The sequence below is a fragment of the Candidatus Allofournierella merdavium genome, assembly GCF_944382735.1.
GTDB classification, from domain to species: Bacteria; Bacillota; Clostridia; order Oscillospirales; family Ruminococcaceae; genus Allofournierella_A; species Allofournierella_A merdavium.
In genome coordinates this window covers 154,549-170,515 of the sequence record NZ_CALWND010000005.1, presented here as the reverse complement: position 1 = coordinate 170,515, position 15,967 = coordinate 154,549, and the positions used below count along the sequence as shown (strand labels likewise).

The 15,967-nt window shown below is 65.7% G+C and carries 13 protein-coding genes; 5 read left to right on the top strand and 8 right to left on the bottom strand.

Going from position 1 to position 15,967, the window contains the following annotated elements; all coding sequences use genetic code 11:
* Positions 1-210: 210 nt before the first annotated feature.
* Entirely contained in the window at positions 211-1,734 is a 1,524-nt protein-coding gene (locus ACH2A7_RS05500; RefSeq protein ID WP_394960675.1) for a hypothetical protein, read from the top strand.
* Positions 1,735-1,795: 61 nt separating this feature from the next.
* Here the strand turns inward: ACH2A7_RS05500 and clpB are convergent, their stop codons facing one another.
* A complete protein-coding gene (gene clpB / locus ACH2A7_RS05495; RefSeq protein WP_394960674.1) occupies positions 1,796-4,396 on the bottom strand; it encodes an ATP-dependent chaperone ClpB in 2,601 nt (866 codons plus the stop codon).
* 234 nt (positions 4,397-4,630) lie between these two features.
* Between clpB and ACH2A7_RS05490 the strand changes: the two genes are divergently transcribed.
* From ACH2A7_RS05490 to ACH2A7_RS05480, 3 genes are all read left to right on the top strand, one after another.
* Complete coding sequence (locus ACH2A7_RS05490; RefSeq protein WP_394960673.1) at positions 4,631-5,020, top strand: DUF3783 domain-containing protein; 390 nt, start codon at positions 4,631-4,633, stop codon at positions 5,018-5,020.
* Positions 5,021-5,211: 191 nt separating this feature from the next.
* Entirely contained in the window at positions 5,212-6,198 is a 987-nt protein-coding gene (locus ACH2A7_RS05485) for a hypothetical protein (protein WP_394960672.1), read from the top strand.
* Between the two features lie 102 nt (positions 6,199-6,300).
* On the top strand, positions 6,301-7,410 hold the full coding sequence (locus tag ACH2A7_RS05480) for an FAD:protein FMN transferase (protein ID WP_394960671.1): 1,110 nt from the start codon (positions 6,301-6,303) through the stop codon (positions 7,408-7,410).
* 310 nt (positions 7,411-7,720) lie between these two features.
* Here the strand turns inward: ACH2A7_RS05480 and ACH2A7_RS05475 are convergent, their stop codons facing one another.
* From ACH2A7_RS05475 to ACH2A7_RS05445, 7 genes are all read right to left on the bottom strand, one after another.
* A complete protein-coding gene (locus tag ACH2A7_RS05475; RefSeq protein WP_394960670.1) occupies positions 7,721-8,530 on the bottom strand; it encodes an ABC transporter ATP-binding protein in 810 nt (269 codons plus the stop codon).
* Between the two features lies 1 nt (position 8,531).
* Positions 8,532-9,437, bottom strand: coding sequence for an ABC transporter permease (locus tag ACH2A7_RS05470; protein WP_394960669.1), 906 nt, complete (start codon positions 9,435-9,437; stop codon positions 8,532-8,534).
* Positions 9,438-9,561: 124 nt separating this feature from the next.
* Positions 9,562-10,614 carry an ABC transporter substrate-binding protein gene (locus ACH2A7_RS05465; RefSeq protein ID WP_394960668.1) on the bottom strand — a complete coding sequence of 351 codons (1,053 nt, stop codon included), beginning with the start codon at positions 10,612-10,614 and terminating at the stop codon, positions 9,562-9,564.
* An 810-nt stretch (positions 10,615-11,424) separates the two neighbouring features.
* Positions 11,425-11,979 carry a Fe-S-containing hydro-lyase gene (locus ACH2A7_RS05460; protein ID WP_394960667.1) on the bottom strand — a complete coding sequence of 185 codons (555 nt, stop codon included), beginning with the start codon at positions 11,977-11,979 and terminating at the stop codon, positions 11,425-11,427.
* Between the two features lie 16 nt (positions 11,980-11,995).
* Positions 11,996-12,835 carry a fumarate hydratase gene (locus ACH2A7_RS05455; protein WP_394960666.1) on the bottom strand — a complete coding sequence of 280 codons (840 nt, stop codon included), beginning with the start codon at positions 12,833-12,835 and terminating at the stop codon, positions 11,996-11,998.
* Positions 12,832-14,007, bottom strand: a complete 1,176-nt coding sequence (locus ACH2A7_RS05450) for an NADP-dependent malic enzyme (RefSeq protein WP_394960665.1) — start codon at positions 14,005-14,007, stop codon at positions 12,832-12,834. Before ACH2A7_RS05450 ends, ACH2A7_RS05455 begins: the two co-directional genes overlap by 4 nt.
* A 50-nt stretch (positions 14,008-14,057) precedes the next feature.
* The gene (locus ACH2A7_RS05445; RefSeq protein ID WP_394960664.1) at positions 14,058-14,492 is read right to left on the bottom strand and encodes a hypothetical protein; all 435 of its coding nucleotides are present in this window, start codon (positions 14,490-14,492) and stop codon (positions 14,058-14,060) included.
* A 250-nt stretch (positions 14,493-14,742) separates the two neighbouring features.
* On the opposite strand from ACH2A7_RS05445, the gene ACH2A7_RS05440 reads away from it, so the two are divergent.
* Positions 14,743-15,897 (top strand): FKBP-type peptidyl-prolyl cis-trans isomerase, encoded by a 1,155-nt coding sequence (locus ACH2A7_RS05440; RefSeq protein WP_394960663.1) that lies wholly within the window; start codon positions 14,743-14,745, stop codon positions 15,895-15,897.
* Positions 15,898-15,967: the final 70 nt, after the last annotated feature.

The window sequence follows — 15,967 nt, the reverse complement described above, 5'->3', positions numbered from 1 at the left end:
CACCTCGCCGCCCGCCTTTGGTAGAGGAAAAATCTACGATGTTTACAATAATCGGACGACGATTTTGTGATATGCGCGCATAAAATGCGGCGGCGCGCCCTCTTTTTCACCGCGGCCGGAGGTTTTTCGGCCCCCGCCTGCAACCGATTGCCTTTTGGCGGGTTTTGTGGTACGCTGTTTCTGTTGTAAGAACGAAAGGGGAGCGGGCGGATGAACCGGATCAAAAGGGACTGGCCCCGCGCGGCGGCAGCCGCAGGGCTGCTGGTGCTGGCGGCGGCCTTTCTGCTGCGCTTTTCCTACTCCACCAGCTTCCTCTGGCCGGGCTATTGCGGGTACGATTCCGCCATCTTCCAGACCATCGGCAAATACTGGGCCGAAGGGTCGGTGCCCTACCGGGACCTGTTCGACCACAAGGGCCCGCTGATCTTCTTCATCGACATGATCGGCTACCTGCTCTGGGGCCGGGCGGGCATCCTGGTGCCCCAGACGATCAGCCTGGCCGCCGCCCTGTTTTTCCTCTACAAGCTGGGCCGGGTGTATCTGCCCCGGCCGGGGGCCGCGGGGGCCGCGCTGGCGGCCCTTGTGTATCTGGCGCGCACCTTTGATGAGGGCAACATGACCGAGGAGTACGCCCTGCCCTTCATCGCCGCAAGCCTGTGGCTGGCCGCCCGGTGGTGCGAGGAACAGAAACGGGACCCCGCCGCGCCCCACCCCTGGCGGTACGCCGCGGTCTACGGGCTCTCCTTCGGGGCCATCCTGCTGCTGCGGGTCACCAGCGCGGTGAGCATCGGCAGCTTTGTGCTGGTGATCGCCCTGTACACCCTGGCGCGAAAGCAGTGGGTGACCCTGGCGAAAAACGCCGCCGCCTTTTTGGGCGGGTTTGCCGCCGTCACCGCGCCCTTCTGCGTTTATTTTGCCGCATACGGCGCGCTGGGGCGGATGCTCTACGGCACCATCGGCTACAATCTGCTCTATGCCACCGGGTTCTCCCTCACCGATTACTACGGCGGCTCTCCCTGGGCCTCCGCCACCTTCCGGCGCACGGTGTTCGACTTCGGCGCCCCGGTGCTGCTGCTGGCGGCGCTGGCCCTGCTGCGCGTTCTGCGCGCGCCCCGGCGGCCTCTGGGCTGGGCGGCGCTGCTCACCGCCGGGCTGAACATGTACCTGCTCTTTTCCAACCGGCCCTACCTGCACTACTTCATGATCGCCGCCCCGCTGGTGCCCCTTTGCGCCGGCCTTGCCTGGCAGCTGTGGCGGGAGGACCGGGCCGCCGGCAGGCGGGCAGCCGGTCTGGCGGCTTTGGCCCTGACCGGGGCGTGTCTGGTGAATCTGGCGGCGCGGCTGCCCGGCTGGCAGCGGGACGGCTTTATGGCCCGATACCCCTACGAGGTGATCGCCTACAACGACATGGCCCGCAGCATGGCGGCGGTGATCCCCGCCGACGAGCGGGGCTCGGTGCTGGCGTACGAGGTGGATGCCCAGTGGTATCTGGCCACCGACATTCGCCCCTGCCAGAGTTACTTCGTCCATCAGGAGTGGCAGAGCGCCGCCGACCCGACCATGGCCGCCGAGCAGGCGCGGCGTCTCGCCGCCGACCCGCCGGCCTGGCTGGTGGCGGGCAACGTGACCAACCCCGCCGTGGCCGACCTCATCGCCCGGGAGTACACCGCCGTCAGCGGCAAAGCGGACTTTTACGAGTTCGCCGGCTACACCCTCTACCGCCGCAACGACTGAAAACACAAAAAAACGGCCCGCCCCGTGTTTTCCACGGGACGGGCCGCTCTTTGTTCAAAAATCAGCGCAGCACCAGCTGGCCGTTTTCCACGTCCACCGTCAGGGTGTCGCCGGCGGAATGGTTGCCGCCGATGATCTCCCGGGCGATGAGGGTCTCCACCTTGCTCTGGATGAACCGCTTCAGCGGACGGGCGCCGTAGATGGGGTCGTAGCCGGCGTCGATGATGAACGCCCTGGCCGCGTCGGTCACGGCGAGGCTCAGCTGCTTGTCGGCCAGGCGCTTGCGCAGGTCGGCCAGCTGCAGCTCCACGATGCCGCCGATCTCCTGGCGGGTCAGCGGCTTGTAGAAGACGATCTCGTCCAGCCGGTTCAAAAACTCCGGCCGGAACTGGTTCTTCAAAAGCCCCTGCACCGCGGTGCGGGCCTCCTCGCTGATCTGGCCGTCCGGGGTGATGCCGTCCAGGATGTACTGGCTGCCCAGGTTGCTGGTGAGGATGATGATGGTGTTCTTGAAGTCCACCGTGCGGCCCTGGCTGTCGGTGATGCGGCCGTCGTCCAGCACCTGCAGAAGGATGTTGAACACGTCGGGGTGGGCTTTCTCCACCTCGTCGAACAGCACCACGCTGTAGGGATGACGGCGCACCGCCTCGGTGAGCTGGCCGCCCTCCTCATAGCCCACATATCCCGGAGGGGCGCCGATCAGGCGGCTGACGCTGAATTTCTCCATGTATTCGGTCATGTCGATCCGGATCATGTTCTTCTCGTCGTCAAACAGCGCCTCGGCCAGCGCCTTGGCAAGTTCGGTCTTGCCCACGCCGGTGGGGCCCAGGAACAGGAAACTGCCGATGGGGCGGCCCGGGTCGGCGATGCCGGCCCGGCTGCGCAGGATGGCCTCGGTGACCTTCTTCACCGCTTCCTCCTGGCCGATCACCCGCTTGTGCAGGATGTCCTCCAGGCCCAGCAGCTTCTCCCGCTCGCCTTCCACCAGCTTCTCCACGGGGATGCCGGTCCAGCGGGCCACGATGCGGGCGATCTCCTCGTCGGTGACCCGGTCCCGCAGCAGGTTGTCCTGGGTGGCGCCGGAGGCCTCCGCCTTCTGCTCCTGCTCGGCCAGCTTCTTCTTCAGTTCCGGCAGCTTGCCGTACTTCAGTTCGGCGGCCTTGTTCAGGTCATACTCCCGTTCGGCCTTCTCGATGGCCGCATTGGTCTTCTCGATCTCCTCCCGCAGGCTCTGCACGCTGCCGATGCTGGATTTCTCGTTGTCCCACTGGGCCTTCATGGCGCTGAATTTGGCGCGCATCTCCGCCAGCTCTTTTTGCAGCGACGCCAGCCGCTGCGCGCTGAGGGTGTCGGTCTCCTTCTTCAGGGCCGCCTCCTCGATCTCGTGCTGCATGATCTTGCGGCGCAGATCGTCCAGCTCGGCGGGCATGGAGTCCATCTCGGTGCGGATCATGGCGCAGGCCTCGTCCACCAGGTCGATGGCCTTATCCGGCAAAAACCGGTCGGTGATGTACCGGTTGGAGAGGGTGGCCGCCGCGATGAGGGCGCTGTCCTGGATCTTCACGCCGTGGAACACCTCGTAGCGCTCCTTCAGGCCCCGCAGGATGGAGATGGTGTCCTCCACCGAGGGCTGGTCCACCATCACCGGCTGGAACCGGCGCTCCAGCGCCGGGTCCTTCTCGATGTACTGGCGGTACTCGTCCAGGGTGGTGGCGCCGATGCAGTGCAGCTCGCCCCGGGCCAGCAAGGGCTTCAGCAGGTTGCCCGCGTCCATGGCGCCGTCGGATTTGCCGGCGCCCACGATGGTGTGCAGCTCATCGATGAACAGGATGATCTGCCCCTCGCTCTTCTTCACCTCGTTCAGAACGCTCTTCAAACGCTCCTCAAACTCGCCCCGGTACTTGGCGCCCGCCACCAGCGCGCCCATGTCCAGGCTGAAGATGGTGCGGTCCTTCAGATTCTCCGGCACGTCGCCCCGCACGATCCGCTGGGCCAGGCCCTCGGCGATGGCGGTCTTGCCCACGCCGGCCTCGCCGATCAGGCAGGGGTTGTTCTTGCGCTTGCGGGACAAGATGCGGATGACGTTCCGGATCTCGGTGTCACGGCCGATCACCGGATCCAGCTTCTGCTGGCGGGCCAGTTCCACCAGGTCCTGCCCGTACTTCTTCAGCGCGTCATAGGTCTCTTCGGGGTGATCGCTGGTCACTCGCTGGCTGCCCCGTACGGTGGCAAGCTGTTCCAGAAATTTGTTCTTGTCAATGCCAAAGCTGCGCAGCACCTGCCGCACCGCCTCGTTGGGCTGGTCCATCAACGCCAGGAACAGATGCTCCACGCTGACGTACTCGTCCTTCATGTTCTCGGCGATGTGCTCGGCTGCGTTCAGCACCTTGTCGGTGGCCTGGGAGATGTAGATCTTGTCCGGCTCCCGGCCGGTGCCCGTCACATGGGGCAGGGCGGCCACCTTCTGCGCGGCGGCCGCGGCGAAATTGCCCGGCTCCACCCCCAGCTTCTTCAACAGCTGCGGGATCAGCCCGTCCTGCTGGCTGGCAGTCGCCGCCAGAAGGTGCTCAGGCTCCAGCGCCTGATTCTGGTACTCGATGGCCAGCTGCTGCGCGCTCTGCAACGCTTCCAGCGTCTTTTGAGTATATTTGTTGGTATTCATACAGTCCGTCCCCCTTTTTCAAAGCGACCAACTTGGAAAGATTCTTAGTTTTAGCACTCTTGTGCTTCGACTGCTAATATTGTATTCCCGCCCGGTAGAATTGTCAAGGGATTTCACAAAAAATTTATATTTGTTTGCGGTCGCGCCGGCCCCGGCGTTGTCAGGGGCAAAAAAATCGGGTATAATCCCTTTAATAAAAGTATACAAAGGGGCCCTGTGCCCCGGGAGGTTTTTATGAAAGCACACATCATCCCCCCCGCGCCGCCGGCGGCGCTGGCCTGGAACCCGCCGCAGGACGGCAGCCTGGAGGCGGTCTGCGCCGGGGCGGGCCTGCGTTTTTGCCGGGTGGAGGAGAAAGACCTGGGCCGCACGGTGGCGGATCTCTGCGGCCTGCCCGGCGCAGAAGGCGCCCGGGGCGTCATCCCCGCAGCGGACCCCACGCCGGCACTGGTGATCTGGGGGCTGGACCGGAAAGAACTGGACGATTTTCTGGGCCGGCTGAAGGCCGCAGGGGTGAGCATCCCCCTGAAGGCGATGGTCACCGGCACCAACCGGGCCTGGGCCTTCGGGCAGCTGCTGGCAGAACTGCACGCGGAACACCGGGCGGTGACGGGCGAAAAGTGAGGGAAAGGCTTTTCCTTTCTTTAAAATGTTTTCCTTTGAGCCGGTGTTCCGCCGCGGGGGCGTTTTGGAACCAATCTGTCATGATTTCTCCAACAATTAACATTGACAAACATCTATCAGGCGCGTATAATGGGTGTGCTGCCTGAAAAGGCAATGGATGTATATGTTTGTTTCGAGAGGAGTAAGACACAATGAAGAAAGTTTTGGCTTTGGTCATGGTCCTGGCTCTGGCTCTGAGCTTCACCGCTTGCGGCGGCTCTGCCAAGAAGGTCAAGACCGGTATCGCCATCGTTTCCAGCTACACCACCGCTGACGCCACCGCGGATGCCGCCGGCAACGCCCAGGTGGACAGCACCGTGGCCGCTGTGACCGTGGACGAGAGCGGCAAGATCGTCGCCTGCAAGATCGACGTGGCTCAGAACAAGGTCCCCGTGAATGCTGACGGCACCTTCGACACCTCCCTGACCTTCAAGTCCAAGCAGGAGCTGGGCACCGATTACGGCATGACCCCTGCCAGCGCCATCGGCAAAGAGTGGTACGAGCAGGCTGACGCCTTCGCCGCCTACGTGGTGGGCAAGACCGCCGCTGAGGTGGAGGCCATCGGCGTGACCGGCGACCACAATGCTCCCGACGTGGCCGATCTGGCTGCTTCCTGCACCATGAACGTGGTGGACATCAAAGCCGCCATTGTGGAAGCCTGCAACAACGCGCAGGATCTGGGCGCTTCCGCCGACGATACCCTGGGCCTGGGCCTGTCCACCGAGATGAGCTCCTCCAAGCTGCCCACCGCTGACGAGGCCGGTCTGGTCCAGACCGACACCACCTACGCCGCTGTGACCTACGACAAGGACGGCAAGATCACCAGCACCGTGCTGAACTGCACCCAGGCCAAGATGGACGTCACCGCTGAGGGCGTTGTGACCGCTCGCGGCGACTCCATCGTTCCCAAGCAGGAACAGGGCGACGACTACGGCATGCGTGCCGCCAGCGCCATCGGCAAGGAGTGGAACGAGCAGGCTGACGCCTTCGCTGCCTACCTGACCGGCAAGACCGCCGCTGAGGTGAGCGCCATCGGCGTGACCGGCGACCACAACGCTCCCGACGTGGCCGACCTGAGCGCTTCCTGCACCATGAACGTGCTGGGCTTCATCGACGCTGTGGGCCGCGCTATGGCCTAAGGCCAGGCAGACGCCTGAAAACAAACAACCCCGGGGCTGGGCCGCAAGGCCCGGCCCCTTTTGCAATCCGGCGGCTGGCGCCGCCTTCGAAAAGGAGAAGCCATGGGCAAACGAGTCGTGTGTTTTGTGCTGAGCCTTGCGCTGTGCGCGACGCTGCTGGCCGGCTGCGGACAGGAGGCGGCCTCCGCCTCCCAGGACCCGGAGCTGGCGGGGTACGAGCGGTACACCGTCACCTGGTTCGATGTGTTTGACACGGTGACCACCGTGATCGGTTACGCCGCGAGCCAGGAGGAATGGGACAGCCAGATGGAGGCCCTTCATTCCGACCTGGTGGAGTACCACCAGCTCTACGACATCTATCACACCTATTCCGGCGTGACCAACCTGCGGGACGTGAATGACCGGGCGGGCCAGGAGCCGGTGGAGGTGGACGGGCGCATCATGGGCCTTCTCACCGAGGCCAAGGAGATGTGCGAGACCACCGGCGGCAAGATGAATGTGGCCTTCGGCACGGTGCTCAAGATCTGGCACAACTACCGGGAGGCGGCGCTGGACGACCCGGCCCAGGCTGCCGTGCCCTCCATGGAGGAGCTGGAGGCCGCCGCCCAGCACTGTGACATCAACGACCTCATCCTGGACGAGGAGGCCTCCACGGTGTTCTTTGCCGACCCGGAGCTGCAGCTGGACGTGGGCAGCGTGGGCAAGGGCTATGCGGTGGAGATGGTGGCCCGGGCCGCCGAGGAGCGGGGCCTGAAAAGCGCCCTGATCAGCGTGGGGGGCAACCTGCGCAGCATCGGCCACAAACCGGACTACACCCGCTGGACCGGCGGTATCCAGAATCCCTGGACCACCACCGCCGATGCGGTGCCCACCGAGTCGGGGGGATACGTGGCCGTGGTGGAGGTGGAGGACATGTCGCTGGTCACCAGCGGCAACTACCAGCGCTACTACGAGGTGGACGGGGTGCGCTACCACCACCTCATCGACCCGGACACCCTGATGCCCGCCAATTACTACTCGGCGGTGAGCGTGCTGGCCCCGGATTCCGGCCTGGCCGACTGCCTGTCCACCGGCCTGTTCTGCATGCCGCTGGAACAGGGGCAGGCCCTGGTGGAGAGCCTGGAGGGCGTGGAGGCCATGTGGATGATGAACGACGAGAACGACGTGGTCAATTCCAGCGGCTTTGAGGCCAGCCTGAAACAGGCGGAGTGACGATCCGCCCGCGAACAAAAGGACTCAAATGCCCGCGCGGATACAAAAGCACCGGCGCCCTGCAATTTGCAGGGCGCCGGTGCTTTTGTGGTCTCATGTGGTGCGCAGATCAAGGGATCTTCGGCTGGCCTCATGAAGGGGGGCAAGTCGTCCGGCATCATCCGGCCGGGCTTGCCGCTGCGGGGCCCCATGGAGGCGGGGGGCAAGACCGGCCTGAGGGGGCAGGCGTGTTTGTGGCGGCGGCCCGCCCCTTCGGCAGCGGGGGACAGGGTCCCCGGCGCGGGGCGGAAAAAACGCCGCGCCGCCGTGTTCACTGTTCCACGGTGGACAGCAGGATTCGGTCGTTTTCCATGGCGCGGCCGGCGTTCTTGCGGAAGGCGGCCAGCAGGTCCTCCACCGTCATCTTCGCGCGCTCGGCGCCCTTTACGTCCAGCACGATGCGCCCGTCGTCCATCATCAGGGTGCGGTTGCCCAGGGCCAGGGCGCTGTGCATGTTGTGGGTGATCATCAGGCAGGTGATCTTTCGCTCGGCCACGATGGCGGTGGTCAGCGCCAGCACCTTGTCGGCGGTGGCCGGGTCCAGGGCGGCGGTGTGCTCGTCCAGCAGCAGCAGTTTGGGGGTCACCAGGGTGGCCATCAAAAGGGTCAGCGCCTGACGCTGGCCGCCGCTGAGCAGCCCCACCGGCTGCCCCATCCGGTCCTCGAGACCCAGCCCCAGCTGGGCCAGCCGCTCCCGGAAGAGCGCCCGCTCCCTGCGGGAGACGCGGGAGAAGCCCGCCCCCCGCTTTGCCACCCGCAGGTAGGCCAGGGCCAGATTCTCCTCGATGGTCATGTGGGGGGCGGTGCCCCGCAGCGGGTCCTGGAACAGGCGGCCGATGTCCCGGCTGCGGCGGAACTCCTTTTCAAAGGTGATGTCCCGCCCGTCCAGCTCGATGCGGCCGGCGTCGGTGAAGAAGTTGCCGGCGATGGCGTTGAACAGGGTGGATTTGCCCGCCCCGTTGCTTCCCACGATGGCGGCGAAATCCCCCGCCTCCAGGTGCAGGTCCACCCCCCGCAGCGCCTTTTTTTCGTTCAGCGTGCCGGGGTTGAAGGTCTTGGTGACATTGGTGAGGGTGAGCATCTCAGCGGCCCTCCTTTCCCTTGGCGGCCAGCCTGCGCCGGGTCAGACGGACCCAGGCGGTGAGGGCGGGCCAGCTCACGGCCACCGCCACGATGGCGGCGCTGATCAGTTTGAGGTTGGAGGGGTTGGCGCTGGTGCGCAGGGCGAACACCATCAGCACCCGGTAGACGATGGAGCCGATGACCGCGGCGGCCACCCCCCGCCACACCCCGCCCCGGCGGGTGAAGATCTCGCCGATGATGAGGCTGGCCAGCCCGATGACCACCACGCCGGTGCCCAGGCTCATGGAACTGGACATCTGGTACTGGGCCAGCACCCCGCCGGACAGGGCGGTGCAGCCGTTGGCGATGCACAGCCCCACGGTGATGGTGAAGGCCGGGTCGATGGAGGAGGCGCTCACCATGTCCCGGTTGTCGCCGGTGGCCCGGATGGACAGGCCGATCTGGGTCTTGAGGAAGAGGGCCATCGCCGCGCCCGCGGCCAGGGTGATGGCGGCGCAGACGATCATCTTGCTCCAGCCCGGCCCCAGCAGGGCCGCCGCCCGGGTGAACACCGTGTCCGCCTTGAGCAGGGGCAGGTCGGCCCGGTTGCCCATGGTCCACAGGTTGATGGTGTACAGGCCGGTCATGGTGACGATGCCCGCCAGAATGGCCTGTACTTTCATCCGGGTGTGGAGGAAGGCGGTGACGAAGCCCGCCGCCCCGCCGGCGAAGAAGGCCAGCACCAGGCCCAGCACCGGCTTGCCCGCCGCGGAAAACACGGCGGACACGGCGCTGCCCAGCACAAAGGTGCCGTCGGTGGTGAGATCGGCGATGTCCAGCACGCGGTAGGACAGGAAGAGGGCCAGCGCCACCAGCGCGTAGATAAAGCCCTGTTCCACCGCGCTCTCCAAAAGCATTGCGGTCATGAGTAAAGCGCTCCTTTAAGCAAAGTGTACAAGCGGGAAAAGGGAACGCGCCCCACGGCGGCCCGCCGGCGGCAAAAGCGTCCGGACCGGCGGCGCACCGGGGGCGGCCCCTTTTTTTAAAAACTTACTCCACGGCGATGTAGCCTTCGCCGGTCAGGTCAAAAATTTCCGGGTCGATGCCCAGGGCCGCCGCGGTGGTGGTGTTCACGGTGGTGATGCCGTCGTTCAGCACCTGCACCGGGGTGGCGGCGGGGTCGGCCCCGTTCAGGATGTCCACCGCCATCTGGGCGGTCAGCTGGCCGAGTTTGGTGTAGTTCACGCCGGTGGTGGCAAGGCCGCCGTCCCGCACCATGCTGTCCGCCGCGGTGTACACCGGCACCCCCGCCTCGATGGCGGTGGTGGCCAGCACGGCCATGCCGTCCGCCACGGTGTTGTCGATGGGCACGAAGATGGCCTCCGCCCCCTGGGCCAGCAGGTTCTGGGTGGCCAGCTGCACCTCGCCGGCGTTCGTCACGGTGCTCTCCACCGCGGTGATGCCCTTCTCCTCCAGCACCGGCTTCATGTTGGCGATGGTGGTCACGCTGTTGGGCTCGCCCAGGTTATAGATGAGGCCCAGGGTCTTGAGCTCAGGGTTTGCCGCCAGGGCCAGGTCCAGAATTTTGTTGGTGTCGATGTAGTCGCTGGTGCCGGTCATGTTCTGGCCGGGGGCCTCCATGCTGTCCGCCAGCTGGGCGCCGACCGGGTCGGTCACGGCGCTGTACACCAGCGGGATGTCGGTGCCCTGCACCGCGGCGGCCGCGGCGGTGGCGGCGGGGGTGGCGATGGGGATGATCAGGTCCACCCCGTCGGAGACGAACAGCTTGCAGATGTCGTTCAGGGTGGCGGTGTCCGCCTGGCCGTTTTGTACCTCAAACTGGATGGCCGGGCCGCCGGCAGCAAGGCTTTCCTCGGAGAGGCTGGTCAGTTCGCTCTGGATGGCGTTGCAAATTTCGTCCAGGCTGGAGTGACTGGTGTACTGCACGATGCCCACCTTGAAACTCTCGGCGGCGGCGCTGGCGGAGGCCGGCGCGCTGCCGGAGGCAGTGGAGGCGGTGGAAGCGGGGGAGGAGCCGCAGGCGGCCAGGGAAAGGGCCAGGGCGGCGGCGGTGAAGGCTGCGAACAGACGATTCTTTTTCATGGTGTAAACCTCGTTTCTCTTGGTCAAAAGGGTGGATGGCGGTCAGCGGGACAGTCGCCATCGGCGCCATCGGGTAGAGAAACGGTGATACGGATGATGGGTTGTCATGAAACGGCGCCCCCTCTCGAAAACGAAATAGAAAAAGACCTGTCCTTGTACTGCTACAAGGACAGGTCTTGGAAAAACCTGCGGTGCCACCTTGCTTGCCCGCGACAAAACGCGGGCCTCTCGTGAGGGCGCCAACACGCCCTGCGCCCTGTAACGGGAGCCTCCCGGCGCAGCTACTGGGGGCCACAGGCCCGGTTCACCTTGCTCTCGGCGGTCCATTTGTCTGCCCCGCTTTCCGCCCGTTTCCAGCCTCCGGGCTCTCTGTAGGCGCGCTGTGCAGTTTTATCTCCGCCTCATTGATTTACTGACATTAAACCACAGCCGCGGGCGTTTGTCAAGCAAAATTTTTTCAGCGGTTTAAAGTGGAAAAGCGGCGGGGCCGGGAACGGGCCGAGGCGGACGGCCGCCGACGGGACCCCCGCGCCGGAAAAATTGCCCCGCAAAAAAGCGCTTTCGACCCTCTACCCGCCGCGCCTCACGGCGGAGAAAAGACCCGAAGCGGGCAGGAGAGAACCACGGCCGGACATGCCGCCCAGGCACTCCATCGGGGAAATTGCCCCGCGGGAAAGCGCCTTTGCCCCTGCACGCCGCGCCTCGCGGCAGCGAAAACGCCCAAAGCGGCGGGCGGGAGGGGACAGCGGCAGGACACGCCGCCGCCGTACCCCCTCGGGGAAAGGGGGACAGCCGCCCTGCCCGTCCGCCTCACAAGCTGGCGAGATAGGCCGCCGGGCCGCTGGCGTAGAGGTCGCCCCCGGCGGGGTCCAGCACCACAGTGAGGGGCATGTCCTCCACCACCAGCCGGCGCACCGCCTCGCAGCCCAGGTCCGGCCAGGCGATGACCTCCAGTTCCTTCACGCAGGCGGCCATCAGCGCCCCCGCGCCGCCCAGCGCCGCCAGATACACGCCGCCCGCCTTTTGCAGGGCGGCCTTCACCGCCCCGTCCCGGGCGCCCTTGCCGATCATCACCCACTGGCCCAGCGCGATGAGCCGGGGGGAGTAGGGGTCCATCCGCCCGCTGGTGGTGGGCCCCGCCGCGCCGATCACCCGGCCGGGCTTTTCCGGCGTGGGGCCGACGTAGTACACCGCGCTGCCCTCCAGGGGGAAGGGGAGCGGTTCGCCCTTGTCCAGGCACTCCATCATCCGCTTGTGGGCCGCGTCCCGGGCGGTGTACACAACGCCCGACAGCAGCACCGTGTCCCCCGCACGCAGCGCGGCCAGCGCCTCGCGGGTGCAGGGGGTGGTCAGTCTGTGTTCCATCCTTCGCGGCCCCCTTTCAAAGTTCGGCGCTGGCCCGCCGGGTGGCGTGGCAGCTCACGTTCACCGCCACCGGCAGCCCCGCCACATGGGTGGGGGCGGCCTCGATGGCAAGGCCCAGGGCGGTGGTCCTGCCGCCGAAGCCCTGGGGCCCGATGCCCAGGGCGTTCACCCCGGCCAGCAGTTTTTTCTCCAAAGCGGCGTAGTACCCATCCGGGTTGGGGGTGTCCAGCGGGCGCAGCAGCGCCTGCTTTGCCAGCAGCGCCACCCCGTCGAAGCTGCCGCCTAGCCCTACCCCCAGCACCATGGGCGGGCAGGGGTTGGAGCCCGCCAGCCGCACCGTCTCCAGCACGAAGCGCTCCACCCCTTCCACCCCGTCGGCGGGGCGCAGCATGGCAAGACGGCTCATGTTCTCGCTGCCGAAGCCCTTGGGGGCCACCGTCAGCTTCAGTTTGTCGCCGGGCACCAGTCGCAGGTGCAAAGCGGCGGGGGTGTTGTCGCCGGTGTTCACCCGGCGCAGCGGGTCGCCTACGATGCTCTTGCGCAGGTACCCCTCGCCGTAGCCCCGGCGCACCCCCTCGTTCACCGCGGCCTCAAAGCCGCCGTCGATGTGCACCTCCTGGCCCACTTCCGCGAACACCACCGCCATGCCGGTGTCCTGGCAGATGGGCAGGTCACAGGCGCAGGCCATTTCCAGATTCTTTTCCAAAAGGCCCAGGGTGTGCCGCGCCAGCGGCCAGGGTTCGGCGGCCCGGGCGGCGGCCAGCGCCGCCTCCACATCGGCGGGCAGGTGGGCGTTGGCCTCGATGCACAGGGCCGCCACCGCATCGGCGACGGCCGCCGCCTTGATCTCTCTCACAGCCGGGCCACCCCGCTTTCCCGGGCGGCCTGCGCCACCGCCGCCGCCACGGCGGGAGCCACCCGGTCATCGAAGGCGCCGGGGATGATGTACTCCTCGCACAGTTCGCCCTCGCTCACCAGCGAGGCGATGGCCTTGGCCGCCGCCACCTTCATCCCGTCGTTGACGCAGGTGGCCCGCACGGCCAGCGCCCCCTTGAACACCCCGGGGAAGGCCAGCACGTTGTTGATCTGGTTGGCAAAATCGCTGCGACCGGTGCCCATCACCCGCACGCCGGCGGCTTTCGCCTCCTCCGGCAGAATTTCCGGGGTGGGGTTGGCCATGGCGAACACCACCGCGTCCTTCGCCATGGAGGCGGCCATCTCCTGCTTCAGCGCCCCCGGCACCGACACGCCGATGAACACATCCGCGTCCTTCACCGCCTCGGCCAGCCCGCCGGTGAGACGGCGGGGGTTGGTGACGGTGGCGAGCCACGCCTTGTGGTCGGCCAGGCCCGCCGGCCGGCCCTCGTACAGGATGCCGTGCTCGTCCACGGCGGTCACGTCCGTCGCGCCGGCCGCCAGCAGCATTTTGATGATGGCGGTGCCCGCCGCGCCGGGGCCGTTCAGCACGATGCGCACACCCTCCAGCTTTTTGCCCACCAGCTTCAGGGCGTTCAGCAGCGCCGCCGTCACCACGATGGCGGTGCCGTGCTGGTCGTCGTGAAAGACGGGGATGTCCAGCTTTTCCTGCAAAAGGCGCTCGATCTCAAAGCACTCGGGGCTGCGGATGTCCTCCAGGTTCACGCCGCCGAAGCCCGGCGCGATGAGCTCCACCGCCCGCACCACCTCGGCGGGGTCCTTGGTGTCCAGGCAGATGGGGAAGGCGTCCACCCCGGCGAAGGCCTTGAACAGCAGCGCCTTGCCCTCCATCACCGGCAGCGCGGCCCTGGGGCCGATGTCCCCCAGACCCAGCACCGCCGTGCCGTTGGTGACCACCGCCACCAGGTTGCCCTTGCCGGTGTAGTCGTACACCGCGTCCGGGTCTTTGACGATGCGCCGGCAGGGCTCCGCCACGCCGGGGGTGTAGGCCAGGGACAGGTCGTCCCGCGTCTTCACCGGCACCTTGCCCACCACTTCCAGCTTGCCCTTGTGCGCCGCGTGCAGCGCCAGCGATTCTTTGTTGTAATCCATCCTGTGCCCCTCTTTCTTTTCTCCGCGGCCCGGCGGGCCGGTTTTTTACATCAAATATTGCGCTCCATCCCGTCGGTGGGCTCATAGTCCACCTTCCAGTCCAGATAAGAGCCCAGCGTGCCGCAGCCGGTGCAGCGGTTGCCGATGTACACCCACTTCACGCTGCCGTTTTTCCGGCGGGCAAAGCCCACGTCCACGTTGTAGTCCCTGCAGCTTTTGCACACCGGGCATCTGCGCAGCCGGGGCCGCGCGTCCGCCCAATAGTCCTCGCCGTCCAGTAAAATTTTTTTGGCGCCGCAGGCGGTGCACACCACTTGGATGACCCCCTCGTCCTGGTCCACCCGCAGGCGGAACACATCGCCGCCGCAGCCGTGGCACACCACCGGCTTGATGTCCAGCGTTTCTTCCGGAACATACAGCCGCAGCCATTCCTCAATGTCCGCGGGCGAATCGCCCGTCCAGTACCTTTTGCTCCTGTCGATCACGATATCACACCTCCGGCGCGCACTGCGCGGGCCACAAAGAACCGACTTCCATTGTATTATAGCGTATTCCCGGGCGCAAGCCAAACAAAAACATGTATAATAGATAACGCAATTTACAAATAGTATTAAATAGGAAACAGAATTGTGAATTTTTGACCCAAAGGCCTCGACGGTTTGACTTTGCGTGCTATAATAAAAGCCGACACTGCGCGGCCCTGCGGGCCGCCATATTACAGGAGGGAATACCACCTTGAAGAACAAGATGATCCGCCTGGGCGCCGCCGCCCTGGCGCTTGCCATGATCGCCGCGCTGGCGGGCTGCGGTTCCACCAGCGGCACGTCCGGCTCCGCCTCCACGTCCGGTTCCAGCGCGTCCGCTTCCGAGGATGTGCCCGAGACGGTGGAGATCGACTTCAGCAAATACATCGACGAGAACGGCTTCTGGAAGGACATCCGCGCGCTGGACTACGTCACCCTGCCCCAGTACAAGGGGGTGGAGATCCCCGCCGAGGAGATCGAGCCCACCGAGGAGGAGCTGCAGAGCAACCGGGAGAGCCTTTTGAGCCAGTGGGCCTCTTATAATCAGATCACCGACCGGGCGGTGGAGGACGGCGACACCGTGAACATCGACTATGTGGGCAGCGTGGACGGCGTGGAGTTCACCGGCGGCAACACGAATGGCGCCGGCACCACCGTGACCATCGGCGTGACCAGATACATCGACGATTTCCTGGAGCAGCTGATCGGCCACAAGCCGGGCGAGACCTTTGACGTGAACGTCACCTTCCCCGAGGATTACAGCGACTCCACCGACGCCGACGGCAACACCGTGGTGCTGGCCGGCAAGGATGCGGTGTTCACCACCACCATCAACTACATCCAGGGCGACGAACTGATCTACCCCGAGATGGACGACGCCTTTGTGGCGGAGAACCTGCAGGCCACCTACGGCTGGACCACCGCCGCCGAGGCGGAGGAGGGCATCGCCACCGCCATCCGCAACTCGAAGAAGTACAACTACATGCTGGATTATCTGGCGGAGAACGCCCAGATCACCGAGGTGCCCGAGGCCATCGCCAACAACATGCGGGAGGCTCAGCTGGCGTCGGTGAACAACCAGGCGGCCAGCTACGGCGTGTCGGTGGACACCCTGATGATGCTCTCCGGCTACGGCAGCGAGGACGAGTATCTGGCCATGCTGGAGGAGCAGCTGCCCGAGGCGGCCAAATTCAGCCTGATCCGCCAGGCCATCGCCGAGCAGGAGGGTATGACCGTCACCGAGGAGGAGCTGCAGGAGATGCTGGGTGACAACTACCAGACCTATGTGGACACTTACGGCCTGAATTACATCAAGCAGGACGTGATGATCGGCAAGGTGGACCAGCTGCTGCTGGACGAAAACTGAGCACACGACCACGAAACAACAGAAAGCGCCGGGGCGGCATTGCCGCCCCGGCGCTTTGTTGTCTTTGGGG

Coding starts and splice junctions, on each gene's coding strand:
- clpB (WP_394960674.1), bottom strand. CDS start 4,396: ATGAATACCAACAAATATACTCAAAAGACGCTGGAAGCGTTGCAGAGC.
- ACH2A7_RS05450 (WP_394960665.1), bottom strand. CDS start 14,007: ATGGATTACAACAAAGAATCGCTGGCGCTGCACGCGGCGCACAAGGGC.
- ACH2A7_RS05470 (WP_394960669.1), bottom strand. CDS start 9,437: ATGACCGCAATGCTTTTGGAGAGCGCGGTGGAACAGGGCTTTATCTAC.
- ACH2A7_RS05500 (WP_394960675.1), top strand. CDS start 211: ATGAACCGGATCAAAAGGGACTGGCCCCGCGCGGCGGCAGCCGCAGGG.
- ACH2A7_RS05490 (WP_394960673.1), top strand. CDS start 4,631: ATGAAAGCACACATCATCCCCCCCGCGCCGCCGGCGGCGCTGGCCTGG.
- ACH2A7_RS05475 (WP_394960670.1), bottom strand. CDS start 8,530: ATGCTCACCCTCACCAATGTCACCAAGACCTTCAACCCCGGCACGCTG.
- ACH2A7_RS05480 (WP_394960671.1), top strand. CDS start 6,301: ATGGGCAAACGAGTCGTGTGTTTTGTGCTGAGCCTTGCGCTGTGCGCG.
- ACH2A7_RS05465 (WP_394960668.1), bottom strand. CDS start 10,614: ATGAAAAAGAATCGTCTGTTCGCAGCCTTCACCGCCGCCGCCCTGGCC.
- ACH2A7_RS05485 (WP_394960672.1), top strand. CDS start 5,212: ATGAAGAAAGTTTTGGCTTTGGTCATGGTCCTGGCTCTGGCTCTGAGC.
- ACH2A7_RS05460 (WP_394960667.1), bottom strand. CDS start 11,979: ATGGAACACAGACTGACCACCCCCTGCACCCGCGAGGCGCTGGCCGCG.